Origin of the sequence: Burkholderia diffusa (assembly GCF_902499115.1) — a bacterium.
GTDB classification, from domain to species: Bacteria; Pseudomonadota; Gammaproteobacteria; order Burkholderiales; family Burkholderiaceae; genus Burkholderia; species Burkholderia diffusa.
Window position 1 is genome coordinate 82,104 of record NZ_CABVPN010000012.1, and the last position, 24,879, is coordinate 106,982.

Here is a 24,879-nt window from a genome sequence, read left to right on the forward strand (position 1 = left end):
GTTGGCATTCCGCCACATGCCGCCTGCCCGGGATCGGCATCGCGACCGCTTCACTGTGCGGGCATCGCGCAAGGGGGCCGTTGATCTGAGTCAAGTACGCGGAAACCCTGCTCCGTAGACTGGATTGCACTGGCGGTTCCCCCGTCGATGGAGCGATCCCGATGAGCTACAAGAGCATAGTCGTGCACCTCGATTCGAGCGCCCGCGCGCATTCGCGGCTCGAGCTCGCGTTGCGTCTCGCCCGGCGCTTCGGTGCGCATCTGACCGGCCTGTACGCGGTCTACACACCGGAACCGCATTCGTTCTACGTGATGGCCGGGTCCGCCGATTACTTCCGTGAACACCGCGAACAGCGCGACGAACGGCTCGCCGCGCTGGAACGCCTGTTCCATGCGGAGACGGCCCGCGCGAAAGTGCAGGCCGCCTGGGTGCGTGCCGACGATCGCGCCAACCTGGCCGTGCCGCGCGCCGCACGCCTGGCCGACCTCGTGATCGCGGGCCAGAGCGACCCGAACGATCCCGAGACCTTCATCGACGACCAGTTTCCTGAAAACCTCGTGTTGTCCGCCGGTCGCCCGGTGCTGTTCGTGCCTTACACCGGCGAATTCCCGTCGATCGGCGAACGGGTGTTCGTCGCGTGGGACGGCAGCCGGGAAGCGGTCCGCGCCGCGCAGGACGCGATTCCCTTTCTCGAGCACGCGAAGCGCACGACGGTCGCCGCCGTGATCGACGGCAATTCGGAAGCGGCAACCACGCGTATTCCGGCCGCCGACGCCGCGCTGATGCTGGCGCGCCATGCACGCGACGTGAACGTGCTCGATATCGATGCCGGCGCCGGCTCGGCGATCGGCGACACGTTGCTGTCGCGCGCTTATGAAACGGGTTCCGACCTGCTCGTGATGGGCGCCTACGGCCATCCGCGCTGGCGCGAGCTGGTGATGGGCGGCGCCACGCGCACGGTGCTGGCGTCGATGACGCTGCCAGTGCTGATGTCGCACTGAGCCGGCCGATGCGTACGCTCGCACTGCTCGTCGTGAATGCCGGTTCGTCGAGCGTCAAGTTCTCGATCTTCGCGTATCCGCCGCACGGCGATCCCGTGCGGCAGCCGTTGCACGGCGGCGAAGCGGTCGCGGCCGGCAACAGCGTGTCGATCCGGTTCGATGCCGATTCGGACGGTTCGCTGCCGCTCGTCGGGGGCGATCCCTACCGCGCCGTGCTCGCGCAGATCGCGATGTGGATTCGCGTACGGTTGCCGCACATCACGCTGGGCGCGATCGCACATCGCGTCGTACACGGCGGCGCGCGATACGTGGAGCCGATGGTCATCGACGGTGAAGCGCTGGACGCGCTGCGCACGCTGACGCCGCTGGCACCCTTGCATCAGCCGCACAGCCTGGATGCGATCGACGCGCTGCGCGACGCGTTTCCGGATGTCCCGCAGATCGCCGTGTTCGACACCGCGTTTCATCGCACGCTGCCGCGCGTCGAGCAGCTGCTGCCGTTGCCGCATGCGTGGTTCGACCAGGGCGTGCGCCGCTACGGATTCCATGGGCTGTCGTACGAATACCTGTCCATCGCGCTCGCCGAATCGTTCGGCGCACGTGCGCATGGCCGCGTGATCGCCGCCCATCTCGGCAGCGGCGCGAGCCTGTGCGCGCTGCGCGACTGCCGCAGCGTCGCGACGACCATGGGCTTCTCCGCGCTCGACGGATTGATGATGAGCACCCGCTGCGGGACGCTCGACCCTGGCGTCGTCCTCCACCTGCTCGAGGTCGGCAAGCTGTCCGGCGACGCCCTGGGACACCTGCTGTATCACGAGTCGGGGCTCAAGGGCGTGTCGGGGGCATCCGGCGATCCGCGCGTGCTGCTCGCTTGCGAAGCGGCCGGCGACGAGCCGGCCCGCGACGCGCTGGCGCTGTACGTCCATCGCATCGTGCGTGAAACCGGCGCGCTGACCGCGCTGCTGGGCGGCCTCGACATGCTGGTCTTCACCGCCGGCATCGGCGAACACTCGGCGGAACTGCGCGAGCGGATCTGCGCGTCGCTCGGGTGGCTCGGCATCGCGCTCGACGCGCGCGCGAATGCCGCCCACGCGCATGTCGTGTCGTCCGCGTCGAGCGCGGTCACCGTGGTCGTCGAGCCGACCAACGAAGCCTGGGTCGCGGCGCGCGCCGCAGTGCGCGTGCTGCGCGGCAACCGCGACGGTTGATCCAGATCAGCGCGATCGGCGTGCGCGCGCCGATGATGATTGCATCAACATCCGTTCAGGGGACACGTCATGTACTCGAACATTCTGGTTGCGCTCGACGGCAGTGATACGTCGTCCCGCGCACTCGACGCCGCGCTGAACCTCGCGTCGGAGACGGGTGCACGGCTGACTCCCGTCTATGTCGTCGATTTCCTGGTGCCGGCCTACGACACGTACGGATACGACCCGTCGATCCTGATCGATGCATTCCGCGAGGAAGGGCTGCGCGTCACGGAAGACGCGGCGAAACGCATGAAAGCGCGCGACGTGGCCGGCACGCCGCGGATCTCCAATGTCGCGCCGGCGGGTGAAGACGTCGCGCAACACATCGTCGGTCTCGCCGGCGAGATCAACGCCGACCTGATCGTGATGGGCACGCACGGCCGGCGCGGTTTCCAGCGCCTCTTCCTCGGCAGCGTGGCCGAGCGCGTGCTGCGTCAGGCCAGGTGCCCGGTCCTGATGATTCCGGCGAGCAGCGCGGCGAAGGCGTCCGCCGAGACCACCGCGGCATCAACCGAAAAGGAGCCGTCATGAGCTACAAGACCCTGCTCGTTCATCTCGACGACAGCGAGCGCTGTGCGACGCGCGTCGACCTCGCCCTCGAACTCGCGGGACGCTGGAACGCCCATCTGATCGGCCTCTACGTGGTTTGCCAGGACCTCTTCGAGCCGTTGCGACGGCCCGACGAACCGCTGAAGCTGGCGGTCTACGAACGCCTGTGCGACCAGCGGCGCAAGGACGCGGAAGAAAGGTTCCTGATCGCCGCCGAACGCGCCGGGCGCAGCGTCGAATGGCAAGCGCCGACCGGCAACGTCACCGAGGCCGCGGTCCTGCATGCGCGCCACGCCGATCTGCTGGTGCTCGGCCAGGAGAACCCCGACGACCGCCTGACCTACGTCGCACGGCATTTCGTCGAGGACGTCGTGATGGGCAGCGGGCGCCCGGCGCTCGTCGTGCCCTACGCGGGCGACGTGCGCACGCTCGGCGAGAACGTGCTGATCGGCTGGGACGGTGGGCGCGAGGCCGCGCGCGCGATGGCCGACGCACTGCCGCTGCTCACCCGCGCGCGCTTCGTCAACGTCGAGACGGTCGCCCGCGGGCAGCCCGATCCGGACAAGACGCCGGCGGGTGTCGACGTCGCCGCGTATCTCGAACGGCACGGCATTCGCGCGTCGTTCTCGACCACGCCGCGCGAACGGTCGGTGAGCGTGGGTGCGACGCTGCTGAACCGGGCGACCGACCTGCACGCGGATCTGCTGGTGATGGGCCTGTACAGCCATGCCCGCATGCACGAACGCGTGCTGGGCGGCGCGACGCGCACGATCCTCGAGACGATGACGGTGCCGGTCCTGCTGTCTCACTGAGCGAACCCAAACGGGGTCGGCCACTCGCGGCTGCCCCGTTTCCTGCTCCGACCGTCACAACATGCTGGCGCAGGCGCCCGGCCCCTCCCGTACGACCAGCACCGGCCGATTTGCGATTCGCACCAGCGATTCGGCGACGCTGCCGAGCAACGCACGGCGCACGCCGCGCCGGCCATGCGTGCCCATCACGATCAGATCCGCATCGCATTCGGCGGCGGCTCGCGCCAGCACGTCCGAGATGTCCTCTCCGCACGCGTCGATCGTTTGCGCGATGCCACGCACGCCGGACAGCTGGAACGCGGTTTCCGCGTCCGAGACCGCGACAGCGGCCCTGTCCGCGTCCAGTCCGGCCGGGTCGCGCTGGTCGATATAGCCGCTATCGACGTCGGCCAGCCGTGGCGCATCCGATACCACGCACATGGCGATGACCAGGCTGCCCGAATCGCGGGCGAGCGAAATCGCCTCGTCGAGCGCGAGCCGCGCACTGCGGCTGCCGTCGAGTGCCACAAAGATCCTTTGGTACATGGTGCCTCCCTGCCGTCGTCCGGATTCGACCGGTTCGTGAAACCAGTCTGATCCCGGCGGGCGCCTTTCCGTTGACACGGGTCAAGCACGCACGGTGCCGCCCGTACGAATCGGTCCCGATTGGCGAACGTCAGGAAAGCGCGCACAATCCGGGGCGATATCGCAGTTGCGGCCCGCCACGCTGTTCGTGCCTCGCGTCCGGCCCGCCGCCAGCCAGCCACCGACGAAGTCGGTCAGGATCAACGGCAATGACAACGAATTCGCCCCCCTTCAGGGCCGGGCCGGCGTCGCGCCGGATCCGGCCCGCGCGATATGCAGCCATGGCCGCGCTGCTGACGCTGGCGCTTGGCCTGACTGCAACGTTTGCGGCGTCCCGGGCACTGCAGAACGGGGCACGGCACGTCGCCCAGGCGAGGTTCGAGCAAACCGCGATACTCGCGACGGCCGACCTTCGGCGCACCCTCCTCGGCGCGGCTGCCGTATTGCGCAGCGCGCGCGGCTTTGCATCAACCCTGCCCGCGCCGCAATCCGGGGCTGCGTGGCGCCGCTATCTCGCCAGTCTGAATCTGGACGGATTGCAGTCGCCCGTCCGCAGCCTCGGGAGAATCGAGCCGAGCGCGGCGGAGGACAATCAGGCGACCCGGCAGGCGCTGCAGCGCACGGCGGAAACCGGCAGGGTCGCGCTCGCCGCGAACGCGATCCAGGACAGCACTGATTCAATGATTGCCCGGACGGACCTGACGCTGTACCTGCCGATTTATGGGAGCGCTCAAGATATCGCTTCGTCCGGGCCGCAGCACGCGACGGCCACCGGGTACGTTTTTGCGGCGCTGAATCCGGATCGCCTCGTCGATTCGTCCGTTCTCGACCGCTTGCACCTGGAAATCACGGCCGACAATCCGGCCGCGCCGGTGTACTCCGGAGGCGTCGGCGACTCGACTGCCGCACGCGACATGCTCCAGCGAACCGATTCGCTGACGTTCGGCGGCACGCCGCTCTCGCTGCGCTACAGCGCGCCGCGCGCCGACACGTCCGGCTTCATGATGGCCGTCCTGCTGGCCGGCACCGTGCTCTCGCTGACGCTGGCCGCGCTCGTGCAGCAGGTCGTCGCGAAGCGAGGGCTCGCCGGTATGCCCGCCGGCGACAGCCAACCCACCGAGGCGCGGATGATGGGCATCATCCGGTCGTCGATGGAGGCCATCATCACCGTCGACGAAAGCCAGACGATCGTGATCTTCAACCCGGCCGCCGAACGCGTGTTCGGCGTCTCCGCGATGGAGGCGGTCGGCGCTCCGCTGTCCCGCTTCATCCCCGAGCGCTTCCGCGCCGCGCATGCGCGACACGTCGAGCAATTCGGCGTGACGGGCGTGTCGGAGCGCCAGATGGGGCGGCAGCGCGTGCTGTTCGGCTTGCGCGCCGACGGCACCGAGTTTCCGATCGAGGCGTCGATCTCGCAGATTCGCGACGGCACCGGCAAGCTATACACGGTCATGCTGCGCGACGTGACCGAGCGCATGCGCGCGGAAAATGCCCTCAAGCAGTCACGCGAGGAACTGCGCGACCTGTCCGCCAACCTGCAGAACGTGCGCGAGGAAGAGAAGACGCGCATCGCCCGCGAGTTGCACGACGACCTCGGCCAGCAACTCACCGCGCTCAAGATGGATCTCTCGGCCGTCGAGCTGGGGCTCGGTGGTGTTGTCGCCCCCAATACCGGTGTGCGCGAGCAGTTGGGCGGCATGCATCGCCTGATCGATTCGATCGTTGCGTCCGTGCGGCGCATCGCGGCCGATCTGCGGCCGGTGATGCTCGACGACCTGGGCCTCGTTCCGGCGATCGAATGGCTTGCAAACGATTTCACGCGCCGCTACCGGATCACGGTCGACCGGGACATCGCGCCCGTCGACACCGCGTTCACGGGCACCGGCTCGACCACGCTGTTCCGCATCGTGCAGGAGGCGCTGACCAACGTCGCGCGGCACGCGGACGCGACGCACGTGAAGCTCGCATTGAAAGTGGAAGACGGATATTGCATGCTGCGCATCGCGGACAACGGTCACGGCGCGCCGGAGCACACCCGCGATGCGCAGGAACGCCCGTCGTTCGGCCTGATCGGCATCCGCGAGCGCGCGCACATGCTCGACGGGACGGTGACGATCGACAACCGGCCAGGCGCGGGATTCACGATCACCGTGGCGCTGCCGCTTCACGCCATCCAGCAAGGAGATGTGCTGTCATGATCAGGGTACTCATCGCCGACGACCACGCACTCGTCAGGGAGGGTCTTCGACACATCCTGCAGAGCGCGAGCGGTTTCGAGGTCGTCGGGGAAGCGCACGACGGTGCCTCGACGATCGCGCTCATGCGCGACAGGGACGCCGACGTGCTGGTGCTCGACCTGTCGATGCCCGGCCGCAACGGTGTCGAACTCATCAAGCAGGTCAAGGACGAGAAGCCGGGATTGCATATCCTCGTGCTGACGATGCATGCCGAACAGCAATATGCGGTGCGTGCGTTCCGGGCGGGCGCCTCGGGCTACATGACCAAGGAAAGTGCCAGCGCCGAACTGGTCGCTGCATTGAGCAAGATCGCGGCCGGCGGCGTCTACGTCAGCCTGACCATGGCCGAGCAGTTCGCGCAGAGTCTGAACGAGCCGACCGATCTCCTGCCGCACCAGCGCCTGTCCGACCGCGAGTTCGACGTCTTCCGGCGCGTCACCATCGGCGAGTCGATTTCCGAAATCGCGCAGGCGCTCTGCGTCAGCGTCAAGACCGTCAGCACGTACAAGACGCGGATCCTCGAGAAGATGCAGATGCCGAACGACACGGCACTCGTGCGCTACGCGATGCGCCACAAGCTGTTCGAGGACCCGGACGACCTCTGACGGCGGCATCCGGCATGGCCGCGCCCCGGTCTTGATGCCCCGAAAGTATCGCTGACGACGGCCATGCGGGCGCGGCGACGCTCGCGACAAGTTGCCGCGCCTTTGTAGGAACCCCCCTACAAGACTTCCATCTCACCTACGCCAACTTCAATTCCGGCTGATTTTCTTGACGTTGCGCAACATCCATACTGCACATCAAGAAAAGCGAACACACGTGCCTCCCGGAGCCAAGGCCGCATCATCGACGAGACCGGCATATCGGTCTCCCGGCGCGTCCGGTGGGGTTTTCCCGACAGGAAGGCGGCAGAGACCAAGGCCGCCGGTACAACGGTCAGCGCACCCCGCCCGACGGCAAGCCGCCGCTGCCCCCGAACTGGAGCCGATCATGCAGAGCAGTGCCGAAGTCTCGACGGCCATGCCGTTACGCCCGTTCATCCCGCTGCACGCCGTCGAACCGACGGATCAGCCCAAGCGCGCCGCGTCCCGTTGTTCGACGTGTGCATTGCGCACCGTCTGCCTGCCGCCCGATCTTTCGCCCGACGATTTCGTGCGCGTCGACGCGATGATCTGCACGACGCGCCACGTCAGGCGCGGCGAAACGCTGTTCCGCGCGGGCGACGCATTCAACAGCATTTATGCAGTGAGAACCGGATCGTTCAAGACCATCGTGATGCATCGCGACGGCGACGAGCAGATCACCGGCTTCCAGATCGTCGGCGAATCGCTCGGGCTCGATGGCGTGCACACCGGGCACCACAACGGCGACGCGATCGCGCTCGAGGACAGCACGGTCTGCATCATCCCGTTCGGCCAGCTCGAGCAGATGTGCCGTGAAGTGCGGCCCATGCAGCATCACGTGTATCAAATGATGAGCGGCGAGATCGTGCGCGAATCCTCCCAGATGCTGCTGCTCGGCACGATGAGTGCCGAGCAGCGGGTGGCCGCGTTCCTGCTGAATCTTTCCGCGCGCTTCAAGGCGCGCGGCTACTCGGCCGCGGAATTCGTGCTGCGGATGACGCGCGACGAAATCGGCGAATATCTCGGCATGAAGCTCGAAACGGTCAGCCGCATGCTGTCGAAGTTCCAGCACAAGGGGCTCCTCGCAGCGCAAGGCAAGCAGATCCGGATCGTCGATTCGGACGGCCTGCGGCAGATCTGAGCGCGCCGCGAAGCCGTCGAGGCGATCAACCGCGCATGCCCAGCACGGCGGCGCCCGATACGCGCCCGCCGCGCAGGTCGTCGAGTGCGCGGTTCGCATCCGTCAGCGCGTAGCGCACCGCCTCGACCCGCAGCGGCATCGCGGCGGCGATCCGCATGAATTCGACTGCGTCCGCACGCGTCAGATTGGCCACCGATGCGATGCGGCGCTCGCCCCACAGCCACGCGTACGGAAAGCCCGGGATGTCGCTCATGTGAATGCCGCCGCACACGACGATCCCGCCTTTGTCGACCGCGCGCAGCGCCGCCGGCACCAGCGCGCCCACCGGCGCGAAAATCAGCGCGGCATCGAGCGGCTCCGGCGGCGCTTCGTCGCTGCCGCCGGCCCACGCGGCACCCAGCGACAGCGCGAGCTGCTGCGCCGCCACGTCGCCGGGCTTCGTCAGCGCGAACACCTTGCGTCCTTCGAAATGCGCGACCTGCGCGACGAGATGGGCCGCCGCCCCGAAACCGTAGATGCCGATGCGGCGTGCGCCGCCCGCCATGCGCAAGGTTCGATAACCGATCAGGCCGGCGCACAGGAGCGGCGCCGCCTCCAGATCGGAATAGCGTTGCGGCAGATGCACGCAATAGCGGTGATCGGCGACCGCGCACTCGGCATAGCCGCCGTCGATCGTATAGCCGGTGAATCCGGGGCTGTCGCACAGGTTCTCGCGGCCGGACGTGCAGTACGCGCAATGCCCGCACGTCGACCCTAGCCAGGGAACGCCTACCCGGTCGCCTACGGCGAAGGCCGTCACGCCTTCGCCCAGTCGGCGCACCGTTCCGACGATTTCGTGCCCTGGAATCAGCGGCAGCTTCGGGTGCGCGAGCTCGCCGTCGACGACGTGCAGATCGGTCCGGCACACGCCGCATGCATGTACGTCGATCAGCAACTGGCCCGCCGCGGGCGACGGATCCGGCACGCGCGCTTCGCGCAAATGCGGTGTCGTGCCGTCAAACATCATCGCAAGCATGCTCGCCTCCCTGCGCGACCGGTTTCGCGCGCTTCGCTTCCCAAGCGTAGTCGTCGGGGACCGCCTGCGTTGGCCCCGATGAAGGGCGCTTGACGTGGGTCAACGGCCGCGGGACGGTTGCTGACACGATGAAGTGGCGTGACGCCGCCCGCGCGGCAACCTGGAGATGATCGATGATATCCGTTCCCCCGCTTGCCGCAAGCGCCCGTCCCGAGCATCAGTTGAGGGAGTTGCTGGGCTACGCGGTGCTGGCTCCGTCCAGCCACAATTCCCAGCCGTGGCGCTTCCTGGTCAACGGCGCCACGATTTCCTTGTGCGCGGATCGCGTTCGCGCGTTGCCCGTGGTCGATCCGTTCGATCGCGAACTGATCATCAGCTGCGGCGCGGCGTTGCTCAACCTGCGTGTCGCGCTCGATCACGCCGGGCTCGCCCACACGATCAGCACGTTCCCTTCCGAAGTCGACCCCGATCTCCTTGCGACGGTCCGGATCTGTGACGACGGCTATTCCGATGCGTCCCTCGGCGCGCTGTTCGACGCGATTCCTGACCGCGTCACGACGCGCGCCCCTTTCGAATCGACGGCCGTGCCGGACGAAATCCAGCAAGCGTTGATCGCGGCCGGTGTCGCGGAAGGCGCCGATGTCGCGTGCGTCGACTCGATCGCGCATCGCGCACGCGTCGCGGAGCTGGTCGCCGAGGCCGACCGTCAGCAGTTCGCGGACCCGCGCTTCAGGCGGGAGCTGGCGAGCTGGATCGATCCGCGCCGGCACGTCGACGGCATGCCGGCATTCGCGGCAGGCGTGCCGACGTTGCTGGACTTCGCCGCGCCCGTCGTGACGATGGCGGTACGGACCTTCGATCTCGGCAACGGGCTGGCCGCGCTGCATCACCAGCTCGTCGGCGCATCGCCGTTGATCGTGTGCATCGCGACCTTGCGCGACGATCGCGAAGCGTGGCTCGCCGCCGGCCAGGCGCTGGAGCGCATCCTGCTCGTTGCGACGCGCGCGGGCTATACCGCGTCGTACCTGAACCAGCCGATCGAGACGGCCGGGTTGCGTGCCCATCTATGCCATATGCTCGGACTGCGCGGCCAGCCGCAGTTGCTGCTGCGCGTCGGGCGCGGTCCGCATACGCCGCATTCGCCGCGTCGCCCGCTCGACGAAGTGGTCTCCTTCTCCTGATCTCGACGAGGAAACGAACATGAGCATCATGCGTTGCGCCGCCCTCTGCGCGATCGCCGTGACAACGGGCATGGCCGGCATGGCCGCCGCGCAGACGACCGTGCCCGAGCCGACCGAGCTCGTCAACGCGCAGCACTGCATGTTCTGTCATACGCAGGACATGACGTTCCTCGGGCCGTCGTTTCACGAGATCGCCGAGCGGTACCGCGACGATCCGCACGCCGCCGCGGAGCTGGAGAGCAAGCTGCGCGTCGGCGGTCGTATGCATTGGGGCGACACGCCGATGCCGTCGGCCATCGATCGCGGCGGGCCGCTGTCTGCCGACGACGCGCACCGGCTCGTGCAATGGGTGCTGAGCCAGTGACCGTCGCACGGCGCTTCCGTTGATGTCGACCACCGTCAAACGCGCTCCGGCCGGCATGGCAAAAGGCAACGCACGCCGCCGTCCCGCCCCCGTAGCGACCATCGCGAAGGCGCCTGGCAAACGGCTACGCACGAGGCCCGATGCCATCGTCCGCATGGATGGCATCCAGCGCATCTCACGCCGCGCGCGGCGCACCGCCAAAATCCCGAACCGCACCCGGGCCAACGACGATGCGACCGTTCTGGAAGGCTCCGGCATGCGCGGTATCCGGCTGCAATTCGATTACTGGAAAGCCGAGGAGCGCCTGCAGAACGAGCGGATCGGCCATGCGGTCGTGATTTATGGCAGCACGCGTATCGTCGCGCCGTCGGTCGCCAACGCGCGGCTGGACGAAGCGAATCGCCTGCTCGCGGAGCGTCCGCACGACCCGAGCCGGCGGCGCGCCGTCGCGATCGCCAGCCGGCTCGTCGAATACGGCGTGTATTACCGCGTCGCGCGCGAGTTCGGGCGCATCGTCGCCCATGCCGACCGGTGCACGCGCACCGCGCGGCTGGCCATCGTCACCGGCGGCGGCCCCGGCATCATGGAAGCCGCCAACCGCGGCGCCTACGAGCGCGGCGCCCCGAGCATCGGCTTCAATATCGAGCTGCCGCGCGAGCAGGCGCCGAATCCGTACATCACGCCGGATCTCTGCTTCCGGTTTCACTATTTCGCGATCCGCAAGCTGCACCTGCTCGAGCGCGCGAAAGCGGCCGTCTTCTTCCCTGGCGGCTATGGCACGTTCGACGAGCTGTTCGAGGTGCTGACCCTGCTGCAGACGCGCAAGATCGCGCCGCTGCCGGTCGTCCTCGTCGGCGAGGCGTACTGGCGCCGCGCGGTCGACCTGGCGTTTCTCGCGGACGAAGGGATGATCGACCGCCGCGATCTGGAACTGTTCACGTATTGCGAATCCGCCGCGGCGATCTGGCACGCGATCGGAAGCTGGTATGCGCGGCGTCGGGAACGCGCGCCGGCACGCTGCAAGGCGTCTGCGAAGCCCCGCGCAGTGTAGGAATCCGCCGACGACGCGGGCGTGTTTCCTACCGCGACTTCAGGGCCGGCTGATTGAATCGGGGGTGCGCGGCAACGATACTGAAACTACGGATACCGGCCGACCGGCACACCGATCGCACAACAACCTGGGAGAGACGTCATGTCACACGCCGACTATCGTTCCGATTCGGAGATGCGGGCCGCCACATCTGACACGTCCGACACAGCCGCGCTCGACACGGTGGCACTCGTCGCGCTCGCTCGAGACGCCGGCATGCTCGTGATACTCGACGGGCAGATCGGGCGCGAGCGGTACGAAAGCGTGACGGGATCGATCGCCACACTGGCCCGCTTCGCCCAGGCGCTGCAGCTTTCCACGCTCAAGGTGGCGTGATGCGCGGCGTCGTGGCGTCGTGCCTCGGCCTCCGTCGCTGCTGCGACGGCCCCTGTTGCTGCGCGGTTTCACGCGTCTATTCGGGGGCGGCCACATTCCGATGAACGTCTGGCTGTCGGGGCAAGGCACCCCTTTCGTCCCGACCTTTCCGCGATGAACCGCGCGTTATCCGGACGGATCACCCGCATGCTCCCGGGTGTAGCGCTGCTCGCGCACTATCGTCGTGCGTGGCTTTCGCGCGACCTGTACGCGGGGATCGCGCTTTCGGCCGTCCTGGTGCCGGTCGGCATGAGCTACGCGCAGGCAGCCGGGCTGCCCGCCATCACGGGCCTCTATGCGTCGATTGCTGCATTGCTCGCCTATGCGCTGCTCGGCCCGAGCCGGATTCTCGTTCTCGGCCCGGATTCCGCGCTGGCGGCGCTGATCGCGGGTGCCATCGTCCCGCTTGCCGCCCATGATCCGCAGCGCGCGATCGCGCTTTCCGGCGCGCTGGCGCTCTCGGCCGGCGCGATCTGCATCCTGCTCGGCGCGCTCGGTCTCGGCTTCGTCACCGATCTGCTGTCGCGCCCGATCCAGTACGGTTACCTCAACGGCATCGCCATCGCACTCGTGGTCGGGCGGCTGCCCGAACTGTTCAGCATGCCGGTGTCGGGCAGCGACGTGTTTTCCAGCGTGCCGCACATCGTGCATGCCTTCGTCGACGGTCGTTTTTCCACCGCTGCCGGTTTGCTCGGCGTCGCGGTGCTGGCGACCATCATCCTGATCAAACGCGTGACGCCGCGCTGGCCCGGCATATTGATCGCCGTGCTGGCGGCAACGCTCGCCGCTCGCCTGCCGTCGTTGCACGGCGTCGCCACGGTCGGCGCTTTGCCGGCCGGCATGCCCACCCCGCACCTGCCGGCCGTCTCGCTTGCCGACGTGGGCGCACTTGCGTCCGGCGCGATCGCCGTCGCACTGGTGTCATTCGCCGACATCAGCATGCTGTCGCGCGCGCTTTCCGCACGGGCAGGCGACGCGCCGGACCGCAACCAGGAACTGATCGCACTGGGCGCGGCCAATCTGCTCGCCGGCGTGACACAGGGCTGCGCGGTCAGCAGCAGCGCGTCCCGCACACCGGTCGCGATCGCCGCGGGCGCGCAAAGCCAGGTCACGAATGTCGTCGCGGCCGCGTGCATCGCGATTCTGCTCGTTGCCGCGCCGATGCTGCTCACGTTCGTCCCGCGCACGGCGCTGGCCGCTGTCGTGATCTATGCGGCGTTCGGCATCGCCGACGTGCGCAGCGTCGTGCGGCTATACCGGATGCGCCGTGGCGAATGTCTGATTTCGATGCTCTGTTTCGCCGGCGTGATCGGCATGGGCGTCGTACCCGGCATCCTGCTCGCCAGCGCGCTGTCGCTGCTGTCGTTCGTCTGGCGGGCCTGGCATCCGTACGACGCGGTGCTGGGCCGGCTGACGGGCGTGCGCGGCTATCACGACGTCGCGCGGCATCCGGACGCGGTGCAAACGCCCGGGCTCGTGCTGTTTCGCTGGGATGCGCCGCTCTTCTATGCGAACGTCGAGATCTTCTGCGAACATCTGCTCACGGCGATCGCGCGAGCGGCGGGTCCGGTCACGCGAATCGTGGTCGCCGCCGAGCCCGTCACCGACATCGACGTCAGCGCCGCGGATCGGCTCGTGGCACTGCACGCGGAACTCGGGGAACGCGGCATCGCGATGAATTTCGCGGAGATGAAGGGGCCGGTGAAGGACCGCCTGCGCGCCTACGGCCTGTTCGACGTGTTCGGTGCGGCCAGCTTCTTTCCGACCGTGACCGATGCGGTTGCCAGGCATGTTCGACGGCCGGAGCGACATACGCGTGGGTGCAAGAGAAAGCGCGCGCAGCGCCGGCGCGTCTCGCACAAGACGCGCTAGACGACTGCGGCGCGAATCGATGTGGCGATCGCCGCATCGCGCGACGGGACCGACCGCCTTCGTCGACCTGCCCCGCCCACCGGTTCAGAGCGTGAAGGTGTTCGACTTCTTCATCTCGATCCACGTCATCCCGGCTCGCAGCGCGTCGATCGCGGCTTCGCGCTCGGTTGCATGCGTCCTGCTTTGCGAGAACGTTCGCTCGCAAGCGCCGTCCGGCGATTTGAGCGTGACGTGGATCCGGCAACGGAAGCCGCCGGATTCGGCCGCGACCGTCTCGATCGCGACCGACCAGTCCGCTTCGTGAAGTTCACCCGAAAGTGTCATCCGACCGCCCTCCTGGCCCGCCGCGAATCGCACATCCGCCAGCGGGATTTACTCGACCACCAGATCATCGACGACGGCGCGCACGCCGCGCGCCGACCACGCGGCACCGCGCACGGCCTTGCGCTCGGAAAACGAGCCGACCTTGCCGGACAGCCGCACGGTGCCGTCGTGCACGTCGATGGCGATGTGCTTCGCCTCGCGCTCCGCATGACGCATGATCGCGCGCTTGATGTTCCCGCCGATGTCGTCCGCACCGACCGTCCCCTGTACCGCGATGTGGTCGGTCACGCCCGTCACGCTGCGCATCTGCGAGATCGTGCGCACGGCCAGGTGGCTCTGGTACGCCCAGTCGACCCTGCCGGACAACGTGATCCAGCCGCGTTCGACCTGCACCTTGACCGCATCGTCATGCAGACCGACCGTCCAGTGCAGCACCGAGCGCACCGCTTTCGCGATGTCCTCGTCGGTACGCACGTCGTCGTCCGGCAGATGCACGGTCATGTCGACGACGAGCGCCTTGACACCGGCCACGCGGTTCGCCGCGCGCTCGATCGCCAGTTTCTCCGCGTAGCTCGGCGGGTGCCCCGAAAGCGTCACGATCCGGTCGGTCACCTCGACGCCAATGCGTGTCGAATCGATCGACGGGTCGGACTCCAGTTCGTCCTCGACATCCTGCTTCAACTGCTTGTCGGTTTTCATCGTCTGCTCTCCTGTGAGCCGCGGCGTGCCTGTCCGCCGCACCTAGCCAGATTTGCACACGTGCGGCGCCCGATCGCTGATACAGGTCAACGGATGCCGCGCGCCGCACATCGCGGCCGGCCGGTGCGCCACTTGACGGAAGTCAAGCCGCTACGGCCCGGCCGTCTTATCGTGAAATCGCCGATGCGCGCCGTTCCAGGCACGCGCAATCACGCTTCAAGGAGACTCGAATGACCGAACAGCAGCTGTTGACCTATTCGCCGGCGCCCGTGATGCAGCCGGCGTCGCCCGAGGGCGACTCGCCGGCGATCGTCGATCTGCCGCGCCCGATGCTCGACAACGACGTGCCGCTGATGGCGGCGCTCGCGACCCGAATGAGCACCCGCGAATTCGCCTCCACACCGCTCCCGCCGATGACGCTCGGCACGATGCTGTGGGCAGCGGACGGCATCAACCGCCCGGCGAGCGGCGGTCGTACCGCGCCGTCCGCGCACGCATTCAATGAAATCGACATCTATGTCGCGCTGCCGTACGGCGTCTATCGCTACGATGCGCCCGCGCATCGGCTGGTGCTGAAACACGCGGTCGATGCGCGCAACCTCACGGGCTATCAGGACTTCGTCGGCCGCGCGCCGCTGGATCTCGTCTACGTCGTCCGGACGGGCGCGATACTCGACATGCCGCCGCAGCAACGCGACGTGTTCTCGGCGATCGCGGCCGGCGCCATCGCACAGAACGTCTCGCTGTATTGCGCGGCGGCCGGCCTCGGAACGGTCGTGCGCGGCTGGATCAATCACCGCACGCTCGCCGACGCGCTGCGGCTGAACGAGGACGAGCTGCCGATCCTCGCGCAGACGGTCGGCTATCGGCCCGGCAGTACGCCATCGCATGCGTGAGGGCAAATGCTTGCGTTCCAACGAAACAGCGCGCGGATCGCTCCGCGCGCCGGGTTCTCCCGATGGGCGATGCGTGCCTGCATCGCCCGTTGCCCGTCGTCCGATCAGCTGATCGTGAGTTTCTTCTGCCCGACCTGCGCCTTCTTCGGCAGCGTCAGCGACAGCACGCCATCCTGATACGTCGCCGTCGCGCTGGCGTCATCGATGTCGCCGGGCAGCGAGAACGTGCGGCTGATCGCACCGCTGTAGCGCTCGCGCCGGATCACGCGTTCGCCGTTCTTCTGTTCGGTGTTGCGCTCGATCTTCGCGTTGACCGATACGGTATTTCCCGTCACCTGGACGTCGATGTCGTCCTTTGCGACGCCGGGCAGTTCCGCGTTGACCGTATACGCCTTGTCGTTTTCGGAGACGTCGATCTTCATCGACGCAAGATCGGGCTCGTCTGCCAGTGCCATGCCGCGTAGCGGCCTGAACAGCCCCTGGAACAGATCGGACACGGGTTCCATCGAAAACGGATCGTAACGCGTCATGTTGCTCATGGTTCGTACTCCTCATACGGTGACATGCGACCGGCGCTTTCGTCCCGACAGCATCGGCCGCAATGAAGATCGGATGGCGCGACACCACATGCCGCGCATGGGACGAATGATCTTTCGAAATCCAGCGTACCCGCACGCCCCGGCACGCGCTTGATGCGCGTCAAGGGTGGCGGCCGATTACGTACAGAACCGGAAATGGCCGCTGTGGAGCAGGATCGGCCGTCCGCCGATTTCCTCGAGCAGCCAGCGGGCAGTGCGCTCGATGGCGGGACGATGTCGCGCAAAGGCCTCGACGAGATCCTGCTCGCGAGGCGACGCCGCGCGGAAGTGGTCTTCCAGCGCGGCCGAGGTGATCGCGCAGCGCACGCGGCGACCTTCGACGAGCGCCGGAAAGCTCAGCGCGGAATCGAGGTCGCAATACGTCGGATGTTCGGAAGGAAACGATATCTGCATGATGATCACCTGCACAGGTGGCGCACTGGCCCTAGGCCGCGACCGTGGCGTGTGAGGTGTCCCCGCCGCGCACGAGCATGACCGCGCAACTCGATGCGCGAAGGAAGCGTTCGGCGACGCTGCCGAGCACCAGCCGCCGGACACCGCGTCGACCGTGCGTGCCGACCACGGCCAGATCGATCGAACGATCGACGACGTAGCGCTGCAGGCGCTCCGCGACGTCCTGCCCCAGATCGGTCTCGATGATTTCCGTCTCGCCGTTGACTGCCGCGCGCGAGATCGTCCGGTCGGCGTCTCGCAAGATCGCGGCGCCATGGCGCCGGATCTCGTCGAGCAAGGCTTCCGGCTCCATGCGGCCGCCGTAGGCGAACAGCGTGGATTTGTCGACGACGAACACGGCAAACAGGCGGGCGCCGCATAACCTGGCCATCCTGAGGCCTTCGTCGAGCGCCTGATTCGCCGAAGGACTACCGTCCGTGGCGACCATGATATTCGTGTACATGCGAACCTCGCTGATGAAGCGACGCGCGGGCGGCGTCCGGATTCGCTTCCATCATCGGTGCTCGCCGCAAGCAGGCGTTGACCGAGGTCAACGGTTTGGAGCCGCGGCGAAACCGGCACGAGAAGAAACGGGCGCCGTTGGCCGGCATCCGGCCGACCGAGAGGCGAGACGCCGCATTGCCGACGGCTGACGGAATCTGTCGCTAGCCCGGCGGTTTCTCGTCTGACCGGAAGTCTTGCTCGATTTGAAGGATTTTCCTGGCGCACACATCGTATTGCCATCCCGGGCCGCCGTTGCTGTCATACATGCCCTTGCACATCGCCTTGAGCCGGATCACCGAGCCGCCGCCCGATTCCGCGCGTGATGCCCACAGATAGACTTCTCCAGCCAGATACGGTTGCGCCGTTTCGATCCGGTCCGCACTGAATTGCGTGATTCGGGTTGACGAATGATCCTGGACGTAGCGCCGCGTGCGGCTCCACGCGCGGTCGCATTCGGACGGGGTCGAACACTGCAGCGATGCGGCCTGACGCATCGCAAGTAGTTGCGTCTCCGTCGACCTGAAGGTCGCGAGCCGGTCCGGTCCTGCACACGCATCCAGCGCAAGCAGCACGCCAACCATCAACATCCGTCGTTTCATCGCCAATGCCTCGCGAGGCCGTGAGTTCCGCTCGCAACGGAACGGCATGATCGCGCTCGGCATCAAGCCGACCGCATCGCGACTGGCATGCGGCATTTCGCATGCAGTCACGCACCACCATTGCGCAAGCGCTGAATTCAACTGTATTGCCACTCCGCCGAACGCGGTTGATGTGTGTCAATCGCGCCTGTGCAGCGAGCGGCGGTGCGCCGATGCCGACCGCGCCGGTGCAGCGTCGGAGAAAGCGGCGCACGCTGCATCGATGCCGTTGACCAGCGTCAACGCCGACGAATCGGCGTGCGGTAGCGTCATTACAGGCAAGCAACGAGAACACCACTCGCGGCCCAGGCGCGCCGCCCTCGTCACTCGCGTCCATGTGCCGCTATCCATCCGGTTACTTCACAATGTCAGCTCCCGTCAACACGGCTCCTGCGGAACCGGCGCGCCAGACGGCGCACTCCTCGCCGGAACTCGCGGCACCGCCCGGCCTGTCGAGCGCAGAAGTACGCTCGCGCAAGGCCGAATTCGGCGCGAATGCGGTCAGGGAAACGACGCCTTCGTTCGGTCGAATGCTCCTGTCCAAACTCTGGGCGCCGGTACCGTGGTTGCTCGAAGCCTCGATCGTCCTCCAGCTCGTTATCGGTGCGGATATGGAAGCAGCGGTGGTCATCGTTCTGCTCGCATTCAACGTCGTACTGTCCCTGATACAGGAGCAGCGTGCGGCAGCCGCGCTATCGGTGCTGCGCAAGCAGCTCGAACCGACGTCCCGGGTCCGTCGCGACGGCCGCTGGATCCGCGTTCCGGCCGCCGATCTCGTACCGGACGATGTCATCGAGCTGCCGATCGGGGCGGTTGTCCCGGCAGACGTGCGCGTGATGAACGGCTTCGCGACCGTTGACCAGTCGATGTTGACAGGCGAATCGACGCTGATGGACGCCCCCGCCGGATCGACGGTCCACGCAGGTTCGATCGTGAAGCGCGGTCGTGCGCTCGGCATCGTCACGGCAACGGGCACGCGGACCTATTTCGGTCGAACCGTCGAACTGGTGCGCATAGCCCATGCTCCGAGCGCCGAACAGCATGCGGTGCTGGCGGCGGTCAGGAATCTGGGGATGATCAACGGCACCATCGCGCTCGTCGCGCTCGGCTATGCCCGTCACCTTGGTTTCTCCTCCGGCGAGTTGCTCCGCCTCGCGCTCACGATGCTGCTCGCGACCGTCCCGGTGGCGCTGCCCGCGACCTTTACCCTGTCCGCCGCGCTCAGCGCACTTTCGCTCAGTCGGCGCGGTGCGTTGCCGACACGCCTGTCGGCCGTTCACGAGGCCGCGGCCATGGACGTGCTTTGCTCCGACAAGACCGGCACGCTCACACGGAACGCGGCGGAAGTCACCGAAGTCGCGCCTCAGCCCGGTTACACACCGGAACAGCTGTTGGACCTCGCGGCACTCACTTGCGAACCGGCCGGAGACGATCCGCTCGATGCCGCGATCCTTCGCGCGGTGGCCATGCGAGGCGGCGAACCGCGTCCGGACCGAACGGTTCGCCGCGTGCCGTTCGACCCCGACACGAAGATGTCGCAAGCCTTCGTGCAAAACACCGACGGAGAACCGATGCGCGTCGTAAAGGGCGCGTTGCAGGCGCTCGAACGGATCATGGTGTGCAGTTCCGACGTGCGCACGAAATCAGACGCGTTCGCGCGCGACGGACAGCGCATCATCGCGGTCGGTGTGGAGGCGGCGGGCGGCCGACGCAGCCTGGTCGGACTCATCGCACTCAGCGATCCGCCGCGCGCGGACGCCGCGACGCTGATCGAGTCGCTCCGCGCGCTGGGCGTGCGCACCGTCATGGTGACGGGCGACTCGGCCGCGACGGCCGCCGCCGTCGCGCACGACATCGGTCTGCGGCCGACGCCGTACCCGGGCGTCGACGGTTTCGATCGAGCGAAGCTGTCGCGGTTCGACGTATTCGCGCGCGTGATGCCCGAGGACAAGTACCGCCTCGTCCAGGAACTGCAGGGAGCCGGTCACGTGGTCGGCATGTGCGGCGACGGCGTCAACGATGCGCCCGCATTGCGCCAGGCCCAAGTGGGCATAGCCGTGTCGAACGCCAGCGATGCGGCGAAGGCCGCCGCGGCGATCGTGCTCACGGAACCCGGACTGTCTGGAGTCGTCGCGGCCGTCAGCGAAGGGAGGATGGCGTCCCGGCGGTTGCTCACCTATACGTTGAACATGCTCGTCAAAAAGATCGAGATCGTATTGTTGTTGACGTACGGCCTCGTCGCCTTGCACCGACCATTGATCACGCCGATGATCATGATCATCCTGCTGGTCACGAACGACTTTCTGACGATGTCGCTGACCACCGATCGCGCGGAGCCTGCGCAAGTCCCGCAGCGCTGGAACATGCCCCGCATCGTTCTTGTCGCAACGCTCTTCGGTTTTGGCAAGCTCGCGTTTTCGGCTTGCGTGATTGCCTTCGGCGCATTCGAGGGCCATCTGGCGCCCTCGTCCATCCTGACGCTAGGTTTCCTGGCGATTGCGTTCGGCAATCAAGCGATGATCTACGTGCTCCGGTCGCGCAGGCATCTCTGGAGTTCGATGCCGAGCCTCTGGCTGCTCACTTCTTCCGTCGTCGACGTCGCGATCGTCTGTGCGCTCGCCCTGTCCGGCACCCTGGTGAGCGCGCTCCCGCTACAGTGGATCGTCGGCGTCGCCGTGGCGGCATCGGGATTCGCGCTCGTCGTGGATCAACTGAAGGTTCTTGCCGGCCGTGGACTGAACATCGGCTAGCATGCCAGCCGCATGCCCGGACCGCGTGCCGGGCCGCCCGCCTTGCCGTCTGCACGGCGCGGCGATGTCACACGGCAAGCGTGGCAGTCTACGATCGGCCCGCCCTCCCAGTCAGCCCTGCTTGACGGACATCAAGTCGAAACATGCGTGGGTCGGCTGCAATAGAGGGCGTCGAATCGGCGACCCTTGGCCGGTCAACCCGATCCAGTGACATCGAGCTGGCGAGAACCTGCCATGCCCGATGCTCGTTTCGAACCCACTCCAGCGGGTGCGGCAACCCGAACGCGCGCCCCGTATAACCGACCCGTTCATCATGCCCCGATCGCCGCATGTTCCGTTCGCGCTGAGTCGCGGAGATGCACGACGAAAGTCGACGCAATTCGATCGCGCAATGCGCCGACCCGCCACCTATCCCCACCCCGCGGGCCGGATCGAGCGGATCGAAACCCATCTGTCCGTCGTTTATCTGGCCGGGCGCTACGCGTACAAGCGCATCAAGCCGGTGCACTTCGCCTTCGTCGATCTCATGCGGCCCGCACTGCGGCGCCGCTGCGCGCTCGCGGAGTGCACGCTCAATCGGCCGTTCGCCGGCCCGCTGTACCTGGGTGTCTGGCCGCTCATCTCGCACGGCCGGCGATGCGCGTTCGCTGCACCGGTGCCGACCGGCGGGCGCCGGCGCCGGCGCCAGCAGCAGACGGTGCCGGGCGAGTACGTGGTGCGCATGCGCCGGTTCGACGCGCGGGCGATGTTGTCGGTTCGCAGCGCATCGCACGACGACGGTCTGGCGGATGCGGACGCCCTCGCCGAAACGCTGGCCCGCCATCATCTGCACGCGTCGCGCCGTGCGCCACGCGGCCGTGCCGGCAGCGCAGCGAGCGTCGCCGCCCAGTGCCGACCCTTGCTCGACACGCTCGACGTCACGGTGCCGGACGAAGCCGCGCTGCGCGCCTGGTACGAAGCCGAACTGACCCGCATCGCACCGCTGCTCGCCGATCGGCATGCGCTCGGCTTCGTGCGCGCGTGCCATGGGGACCTGCATCTCGACAACATCGTATGCTGGCGGAACCGGATCCTGATGTTCGACTGCATCGAATTCGACGACACGCTGCGCTGGATCGACGTGGCGAGCGATCTTGCGTTCGCGCTGATGGATTTCTCCGCTCACGGACGCGCGGATTGTGCCCACCGCCTCCTTTCCGGCTGGCTGGCACGCACGGGCGACCATGCGGCTCTGGGCGTGCTGCCGTGCTACTTCGTCTACCGTGCGCTGGTACGCGCGCTGACCGCCCGACTGCGCGGCGACGAAGCGGCGCGCGCCGGCTACTTGCGCATTGCGTCGGCGATGGCCGATGCGCGACGCGAAGCGCAACCGGTGTTGCTCCTGTGTCACGGGGTTTCCGGCTCGGGCAAATCGCTGGCCAGCCGGGCGCTGGCCGCGCAACTCGGCGCCATAAGGTTGTCCAGCGACGTCGAGCGCAAGCGCCTGGCCGGTGCATCGACCGACACCCGCCTGTCCCCCGGCGCCTATTCGGACACGGCGATCGACGAGATTTACGAAAGACTGCTTTCGGAGGCGCGTGTGGTCCTCGACAGCGGCTACACGGCGATCGTCGACGCGACGTTCCTGCGCCAGCACAACCGTTCCGCGTTCGTCGCCCTCGCCGCACGGCTCGGCGTGCGCGTCGCAATGCTCGATTTCACCGCGAGTCCGGCAACGCTCACCGCGCGCGTCGCTGCCCGGGCGGCGCGCGGACGCGATGCCTCCGATGCCGACACCGCCGTGCTGGCCCGGCAGATCGGGCATGCCGACCCGCTCACCGAAGCCGAAGCCGCGATCGCGATTCGTTTCGACACCGATTGCGATGCCGCGGCGTACGAAAGCCCCGCGTTCTGGGCGCCGTTGCTCGCCACGCTGCGCACATGAGCGCGCGGGGCGCATGCCTCGGGCAAGCCGCCCGGCCGCGCCGGGCGCCGGCCGCGCAACGTCACGCGCGGAAACGCTGCTCCTCGATCTGCTGCAGCTTGCCGACTTCCACGACGCCGCTGAGCAACCCCGCGAGATGCTCGACGATATCGTCGAGCGTCACGATACCGACGAGGCGGCCTGCGTCGTCGACGACCGGCAGTCTCCGAATGCCCGACCGGCGCATCTCCTCGAGCGCGACGCCGATCTCGTCCGTGTCGGACACGACGACGAGACCCCGCGACATGATCTGGCCGGCCGTCACGTCGCCCGGATCGTCGCCGCGGGCCATCACCTCGATCACCAGGTCGCGGTCGGTAATCAGGCCGATCGGAATGGCTTCGCCATTGCGGTACTCAATCACGACGATGTCGCCGACGTGCGCGTGCCGCATGCGATCGGCCAGTTCAAACGCACTGCATTCGGCCGTGCACGTTTCGACCGGTTGGGTACTGATTCTTCCGATGTGCATGATGAGGCTCCCATTGCCCTTTGCATGGACGATACGCATGCGCACCGCCCCGCGGCGACGCATGTTTCCCGAGTTCAGGGTAAGCGCGGCGCCCCGGGCAGGCTTGACGCACGTCAACCTGCCGCTCGCCGTCGGGGCCTGACGCGGCGCGGACGGCGAGGCGGCGACCGGCCATGATCTGCCTCAACGGCCACGCACGTGCCACCGATAACGTGGCGGTATGTCGTGAAATTCGATTCCGGCCGCACCGCTGGCCGGCAACGCCACCTCCGTCCCGCGGATTCCGTCGCCATGACCTACGCATTGATTCTGGTGAACTTCGCCGTGTTCATCGCCGAGGCGAGCGGCTGGCCGGTGCTCATCGATCTGTTCGCGCTATGGCCGCCGGCACGACCGGGCGTGCCGGCGGCACCGGGTTTCCACGTCTGGCAGTTGCTGACCTACAGCGTGCTGCATGCCAGCCTCGCCCATATCGCGTTCAACATGTTCGGGCTCTACATGTTCGGACGCGACGTCGAACGCGTGCTCGGGCGCGCGCGCTTTCTCGCGCTCTATCTGGCGAGCGTGCTGGCCGGCGCGATCACGCAGCTCGCGGTGATCCGGGCCCTGCCGCCCAGCGACGCACCGACCGTCGGTGCGTCGGCCGGCGTTTTCGGCGCGCTGATCGCCTATGCCGTGCTGTTTCCGAAACGACGCGTCGTGCTGCTGTTTCCACCGGTACCGATGCCCGCATGGCTCTTCGCGACCGGCTATGCGTTGACCGAACTGCTGTCCGGCCTCAGCGGCGACACGAGCGGTGTCGCGCATTTCGCCCATCTCGGCGGAATGCTCGGCGCGCTCGCGTGCCTCGCCTTCTGGCGAACACGCGCGGACGAGCGCGCGTGACGCCGGTTCCCGCCGATGGCGGGAACGCACTCTAGATGCTGAGATATCCCTGGAACAGCCACGGTGGACCGGCTTTCTCGCCGGTCGCGCAACCGCTCGCGGCGGGCGCGCAGACGCCCGAGAAACCGGGCGACCCGTCCTGCCAGAACGACGGCACGAAGGAAAATTCGCCGTTGACCGTCACGACGAAGTCGCAATTGAACTGCGACGGCGCGAAAATCGTCACCTCGTGGAAGAACGACGTGGCCTCGTCATGCGCCGTGCTGCGCGCGGCAAGCAGCCCCCTGGAGTCATAACGCGCCGGCAGCGTGTAGATCTTCCCGCCGCGCTCGACCGCCTCCGCCGGTGTGAAAACGAGTTCCACGCCCGGGTACGGCAGGCGGTAAGGCTCCCGACAGATCGGGCCGTCGGGCCCGAGCGCGAGCGGCGGATGGACCCAGAGCGAAAGCGCGAGCGGGCTCGTGCGCTGGGCGAAGTATTCGGAAAGCCAGTTCATGGTCAGTCCTCCCGTGAACGGTCATTGACGTCGAGTTACGGAGCGTGTCTGCCGGATCGACGCGGTTGCGTCGACGGTTCATCCAGCGTCGCACGCCCGGCCGTGAGACGCTTGATGCCGATCAAGCACGCGACCGACATGCTGCCC

General features: G+C 67.4%; 26 protein-coding genes. 16 read left to right on the forward strand and 10 right to left on the reverse strand.

The genetic code is table 11. The annotated features are described in order from the left end of the window. Positions 1–161 precede the first annotated feature (161 nt). The 4 genes from BTE28158_RS13960 (at position 162) to BTE28158_RS13975 (ending at position 3,612) form a co-directional block, all read left to right on the forward strand. Complete coding sequence (locus tag BTE28158_RS13960) at positions 162–1,001, forward strand: universal stress protein (protein WP_151048006.1); 840 nt, start codon at positions 162–164, stop codon at positions 999–1,001. 8 nt (positions 1,002–1,009) lie between these two features. Beyond that, entirely contained in the window at positions 1,010–2,209 is a 1,200-nt protein-coding gene (locus tag BTE28158_RS13965) for an acetate/propionate family kinase (RefSeq protein WP_124901620.1), read from the forward strand. 69 nt (positions 2,210–2,278) lie between these two features. Then, the gene (locus BTE28158_RS13970; RefSeq protein WP_124901619.1) at positions 2,279–2,782 is read left to right on the forward strand and encodes a universal stress protein; all 504 of its coding nucleotides are present in this window, start codon (positions 2,279–2,281) and stop codon (positions 2,780–2,782) included. Beyond that, positions 2,779–3,612 (forward strand): universal stress protein, encoded by an 834-nt coding sequence (locus BTE28158_RS13975; protein WP_124901618.1) that lies wholly within the window; start codon positions 2,779–2,781, stop codon positions 3,610–3,612. Before BTE28158_RS13970 ends, BTE28158_RS13975 begins: the two co-directional genes overlap by 4 nt. Positions 3,613–3,666: 54 nt before the next feature. Here the strand turns inward: BTE28158_RS13975 and BTE28158_RS13980 are convergent, their stop codons facing one another. Further along, positions 3,667–4,137: a universal stress protein gene (locus tag BTE28158_RS13980; RefSeq protein WP_151048017.1), complete on the reverse strand. Its 471-nt coding sequence runs from the start codon at positions 4,135–4,137 to the stop codon at positions 3,667–3,669. A 248-nt stretch (positions 4,138–4,385) separates the two neighbouring features. Between BTE28158_RS13980 and BTE28158_RS13985 the strand changes: the two genes are divergently transcribed. The 3 genes from BTE28158_RS13985 (at position 4,386) to fnr (ending at position 8,177) form a co-directional block, all read left to right on the forward strand. Further along, positions 4,386–6,374 carry a PAS domain S-box protein gene (locus BTE28158_RS13985; protein WP_151048005.1) on the forward strand — a complete coding sequence of 663 codons (1,989 nt, stop codon included), beginning with the start codon at positions 4,386–4,388 and terminating at the stop codon, positions 6,372–6,374. Further along, entirely contained in the window at positions 6,371–7,018 is a 648-nt protein-coding gene (locus tag BTE28158_RS13990) for a response regulator (protein ID WP_124901616.1), read from the forward strand. Before BTE28158_RS13985 ends, BTE28158_RS13990 begins: the two co-directional genes overlap by 4 nt. A 385-nt stretch (positions 7,019–7,403) precedes the next feature. Then, positions 7,404–8,177, forward strand: a complete 774-nt coding sequence (gene fnr / locus BTE28158_RS13995) for a fumarate/nitrate reduction transcriptional regulator Fnr (RefSeq protein ID WP_151048004.1) — start codon at positions 7,404–7,406, stop codon at positions 8,175–8,177. 25 nt (positions 8,178–8,202) lie between these two features. Here fnr and BTE28158_RS14000 read toward each other — a convergent pair whose 3' ends face one another. After that, complete coding sequence (locus tag BTE28158_RS14000; protein WP_124625305.1) at positions 8,203–9,192, reverse strand: zinc-dependent alcohol dehydrogenase family protein; 990 nt, start codon at positions 9,190–9,192, stop codon at positions 8,203–8,205. A 173-nt stretch (positions 9,193–9,365) separates the two neighbouring features. Between BTE28158_RS14000 and BTE28158_RS14005 the strand changes: the two genes are divergently transcribed. The 5 genes from BTE28158_RS14005 to BTE28158_RS14025 all read left to right on the forward strand — a co-directional run bounded on the left by BTE28158_RS14005 (position 9,366) and on the right by BTE28158_RS14025 (position 14,074). Then, the gene (locus tag BTE28158_RS14005; RefSeq protein WP_151048003.1) at positions 9,366–10,373 is read left to right on the forward strand and encodes an Acg family FMN-binding oxidoreductase; all 1,008 of its coding nucleotides are present in this window, start codon (positions 9,366–9,368) and stop codon (positions 10,371–10,373) included. Between the two features lie 19 nt (positions 10,374–10,392). Beyond that, entirely contained in the window at positions 10,393–10,737 is a 345-nt protein-coding gene (locus BTE28158_RS14010; protein WP_059602656.1) for a c-type cytochrome, read from the forward strand. Between the two features lie 22 nt (positions 10,738–10,759). Next, entirely contained in the window at positions 10,760–11,788 is a 1,029-nt protein-coding gene (locus BTE28158_RS14015) for an LOG family protein (protein WP_151048002.1), read from the forward strand. A gap of 174 nt (positions 11,789–11,962) precedes the next feature. After that, positions 11,963–12,163 carry a hypothetical protein gene (locus BTE28158_RS14020; protein WP_226117513.1) on the forward strand — a complete coding sequence of 67 codons (201 nt, stop codon included), beginning with the start codon at positions 11,963–11,965 and terminating at the stop codon, positions 12,161–12,163. 153 nt (positions 12,164–12,316) lie between these two features. After that, a complete protein-coding gene (locus BTE28158_RS14025; protein ID WP_151048001.1) occupies positions 12,317–14,074 on the forward strand; it encodes a SulP family inorganic anion transporter in 1,758 nt (585 codons plus the stop codon). Between the two features lie 84 nt (positions 14,075–14,158). Here BTE28158_RS14025 and BTE28158_RS14030 read toward each other — a convergent pair whose 3' ends face one another. Both BTE28158_RS14030 and BTE28158_RS14035 read right to left on the reverse strand, forming a co-directional pair. Beyond that, on the reverse strand, positions 14,159–14,398 hold the full coding sequence (locus tag BTE28158_RS14030) for a hypothetical protein (protein ID WP_059602642.1): 240 nt from the start codon (positions 14,396–14,398) through the stop codon (positions 14,159–14,161). Positions 14,399–14,446: 48 nt separating this feature from the next. Further along, positions 14,447–15,097: a BON domain-containing protein gene (locus tag BTE28158_RS14035; RefSeq protein ID WP_124901609.1), complete on the reverse strand. Its 651-nt coding sequence runs from the start codon at positions 15,095–15,097 to the stop codon at positions 14,447–14,449. Positions 15,098–15,327: 230 nt separating this feature from the next. On the opposite strand from BTE28158_RS14035, the gene BTE28158_RS14040 reads away from it, so the two are divergent. Further along, entirely contained in the window at positions 15,328–15,993 is a 666-nt protein-coding gene (locus BTE28158_RS14040) for a nitroreductase family protein (protein WP_124625330.1), read from the forward strand. 104 nt (positions 15,994–16,097) lie between these two features. Here BTE28158_RS14040 and BTE28158_RS14045 read toward each other — a convergent pair whose 3' ends face one another. The 4 genes from BTE28158_RS14045 to BTE28158_RS14060 form a co-directional block, all read right to left on the reverse strand. Next, positions 16,098–16,532 (reverse strand): Hsp20/alpha crystallin family protein, encoded by a 435-nt coding sequence (locus tag BTE28158_RS14045; protein WP_151048000.1) that lies wholly within the window; start codon positions 16,530–16,532, stop codon positions 16,098–16,100. A 177-nt stretch (positions 16,533–16,709) separates the two neighbouring features. Next, entirely contained in the window at positions 16,710–16,985 is a 276-nt protein-coding gene (locus tag BTE28158_RS14050; protein WP_059602631.1) for a DUF1488 family protein, read from the reverse strand. Between the two features lie 31 nt (positions 16,986–17,016). After that, positions 17,017–17,487 carry a universal stress protein gene (locus BTE28158_RS14055; protein WP_151047999.1) on the reverse strand — a complete coding sequence of 157 codons (471 nt, stop codon included), beginning with the start codon at positions 17,485–17,487 and terminating at the stop codon, positions 17,017–17,019. Positions 17,488–17,689: 202 nt separating this feature from the next. After that, a complete protein-coding gene (locus BTE28158_RS14060; protein WP_254597372.1) occupies positions 17,690–18,268 on the reverse strand; it encodes a hypothetical protein in 579 nt (192 codons plus the stop codon). 263 nt (positions 18,269–18,531) lie between these two features. Between BTE28158_RS14060 and BTE28158_RS14065 the strand changes: the two genes are divergently transcribed. Together BTE28158_RS14065 and BTE28158_RS14070 are read left to right on the forward strand one after the other, a co-directional pair. Further along, positions 18,532–20,916: an HAD-IC family P-type ATPase gene (locus BTE28158_RS14065; RefSeq protein ID WP_151047998.1), complete on the forward strand. Its 2,385-nt coding sequence runs from the start codon at positions 18,532–18,534 to the stop codon at positions 20,914–20,916. 313 nt (positions 20,917–21,229) lie between these two features. Further along, positions 21,230–22,840 carry a bifunctional aminoglycoside phosphotransferase/ATP-binding protein gene (locus tag BTE28158_RS14070; protein WP_151047997.1) on the forward strand — a complete coding sequence of 537 codons (1,611 nt, stop codon included), beginning with the start codon at positions 21,230–21,232 and terminating at the stop codon, positions 22,838–22,840. Positions 22,841–22,901: 61 nt separating this feature from the next. Here the strand turns inward: BTE28158_RS14070 and BTE28158_RS14075 are convergent, their stop codons facing one another. After that, positions 22,902–23,351 (reverse strand): CBS domain-containing protein, encoded by a 450-nt coding sequence (locus BTE28158_RS14075; RefSeq protein ID WP_059602622.1) that lies wholly within the window; start codon positions 23,349–23,351, stop codon positions 22,902–22,904. Between the two features lie 291 nt (positions 23,352–23,642). On the opposite strand from BTE28158_RS14075, the gene BTE28158_RS14080 reads away from it, so the two are divergent. After that, a complete protein-coding gene (locus tag BTE28158_RS14080) occupies positions 23,643–24,236 on the forward strand; it encodes a rhomboid family intramembrane serine protease (RefSeq protein WP_151047996.1) in 594 nt (197 codons plus the stop codon). 31 nt (positions 24,237–24,267) lie between these two features. Here BTE28158_RS14080 and BTE28158_RS14085 read toward each other — a convergent pair whose 3' ends face one another. After that, positions 24,268–24,732 carry a hypothetical protein gene (locus tag BTE28158_RS14085; RefSeq protein ID WP_151047995.1) on the reverse strand — a complete coding sequence of 155 codons (465 nt, stop codon included), beginning with the start codon at positions 24,730–24,732 and terminating at the stop codon, positions 24,268–24,270. Positions 24,733–24,879: the final 147 nt, after the last annotated feature.

Coding starts and splice junctions, on each gene's coding strand:
- BTE28158_RS14005 (WP_151048003.1), top strand. CDS start 9,366: ATGATATCCGTTCCCCCGCTTGCCGCAAGCGCCCGTCCCGAGCATCAG.
- BTE28158_RS13985 (WP_151048005.1), top strand. CDS start 4,386: ATGACAACGAATTCGCCCCCCTTCAGGGCCGGGCCGGCGTCGCGCCGG.
- BTE28158_RS14010 (WP_059602656.1), top strand. CDS start 10,393: ATGAGCATCATGCGTTGCGCCGCCCTCTGCGCGATCGCCGTGACAACG.
- BTE28158_RS13980 (WP_151048017.1), bottom strand. CDS start 4,137: ATGTACCAAAGGATCTTTGTGGCACTCGACGGCAGCCGCAGTGCGCGG.
- fnr (WP_151048004.1), top strand. CDS start 7,404: ATGCAGAGCAGTGCCGAAGTCTCGACGGCCATGCCGTTACGCCCGTTC.
- BTE28158_RS14025 (WP_151048001.1), top strand. CDS start 12,317: ATGAACCGCGCGTTATCCGGACGGATCACCCGCATGCTCCCGGGTGTA.
- BTE28158_RS14050 (WP_059602631.1), bottom strand. CDS start 16,985: ATGCAGATATCGTTTCCTTCCGAACATCCGACGTATTGCGACCTCGAT.
- BTE28158_RS14020 (WP_226117513.1), top strand. CDS start 11,963: ATGCGGGCCGCCACATCTGACACGTCCGACACAGCCGCGCTCGACACG.
- BTE28158_RS14040 (WP_124625330.1), top strand. CDS start 15,328: ATGACCGAACAGCAGCTGTTGACCTATTCGCCGGCGCCCGTGATGCAG.
- BTE28158_RS13970 (WP_124901619.1), top strand. CDS start 2,279: ATGTACTCGAACATTCTGGTTGCGCTCGACGGCAGTGATACGTCGTCC.
- BTE28158_RS14080 (WP_151047996.1), top strand. CDS start 23,643: ATGACCTACGCATTGATTCTGGTGAACTTCGCCGTGTTCATCGCCGAG.
- BTE28158_RS14065 (WP_151047998.1), top strand. CDS start 18,532: ATGTCAGCTCCCGTCAACACGGCTCCTGCGGAACCGGCGCGCCAGACG.
- BTE28158_RS14045 (WP_151048000.1), bottom strand. CDS start 16,532: ATGAGCAACATGACGCGTTACGATCCGTTTTCGATGGAACCCGTGTCC.
- BTE28158_RS14015 (WP_151048002.1), top strand. CDS start 10,760: ATGTCGACCACCGTCAAACGCGCTCCGGCCGGCATGGCAAAAGGCAAC.
- BTE28158_RS14070 (WP_151047997.1), top strand. CDS start 21,230: ATGCCCCGATCGCCGCATGTTCCGTTCGCGCTGAGTCGCGGAGATGCA.
- BTE28158_RS13975 (WP_124901618.1), top strand. CDS start 2,779: ATGAGCTACAAGACCCTGCTCGTTCATCTCGACGACAGCGAGCGCTGT.
- BTE28158_RS14000 (WP_124625305.1), bottom strand. CDS start 9,192: ATGCTTGCGATGATGTTTGACGGCACGACACCGCATTTGCGCGAAGCG.
- BTE28158_RS13960 (WP_151048006.1), top strand. CDS start 162: ATGAGCTACAAGAGCATAGTCGTGCACCTCGATTCGAGCGCCCGCGCG.
- BTE28158_RS14075 (WP_059602622.1), bottom strand. CDS start 23,351: ATGCACATCGGAAGAATCAGTACCCAACCGGTCGAAACGTGCACGGCC.
- BTE28158_RS14030 (WP_059602642.1), bottom strand. CDS start 14,398: ATGACACTTTCGGGTGAACTTCACGAAGCGGACTGGTCGGTCGCGATC.
- BTE28158_RS13965 (WP_124901620.1), top strand. CDS start 1,010: ATGCGTACGCTCGCACTGCTCGTCGTGAATGCCGGTTCGTCGAGCGTC.
- BTE28158_RS14085 (WP_151047995.1), bottom strand. CDS start 24,732: ATGAACTGGCTTTCCGAATACTTCGCCCAGCGCACGAGCCCGCTCGCG.
- BTE28158_RS14055 (WP_151047999.1), bottom strand. CDS start 17,487: ATGTACACGAATATCATGGTCGCCACGGACGGTAGTCCTTCGGCGAAT.
- BTE28158_RS14035 (WP_124901609.1), bottom strand. CDS start 15,097: ATGAAAACCGACAAGCAGTTGAAGCAGGATGTCGAGGACGAACTGGAG.
- BTE28158_RS13990 (WP_124901616.1), top strand. CDS start 6,371: ATGATCAGGGTACTCATCGCCGACGACCACGCACTCGTCAGGGAGGGT.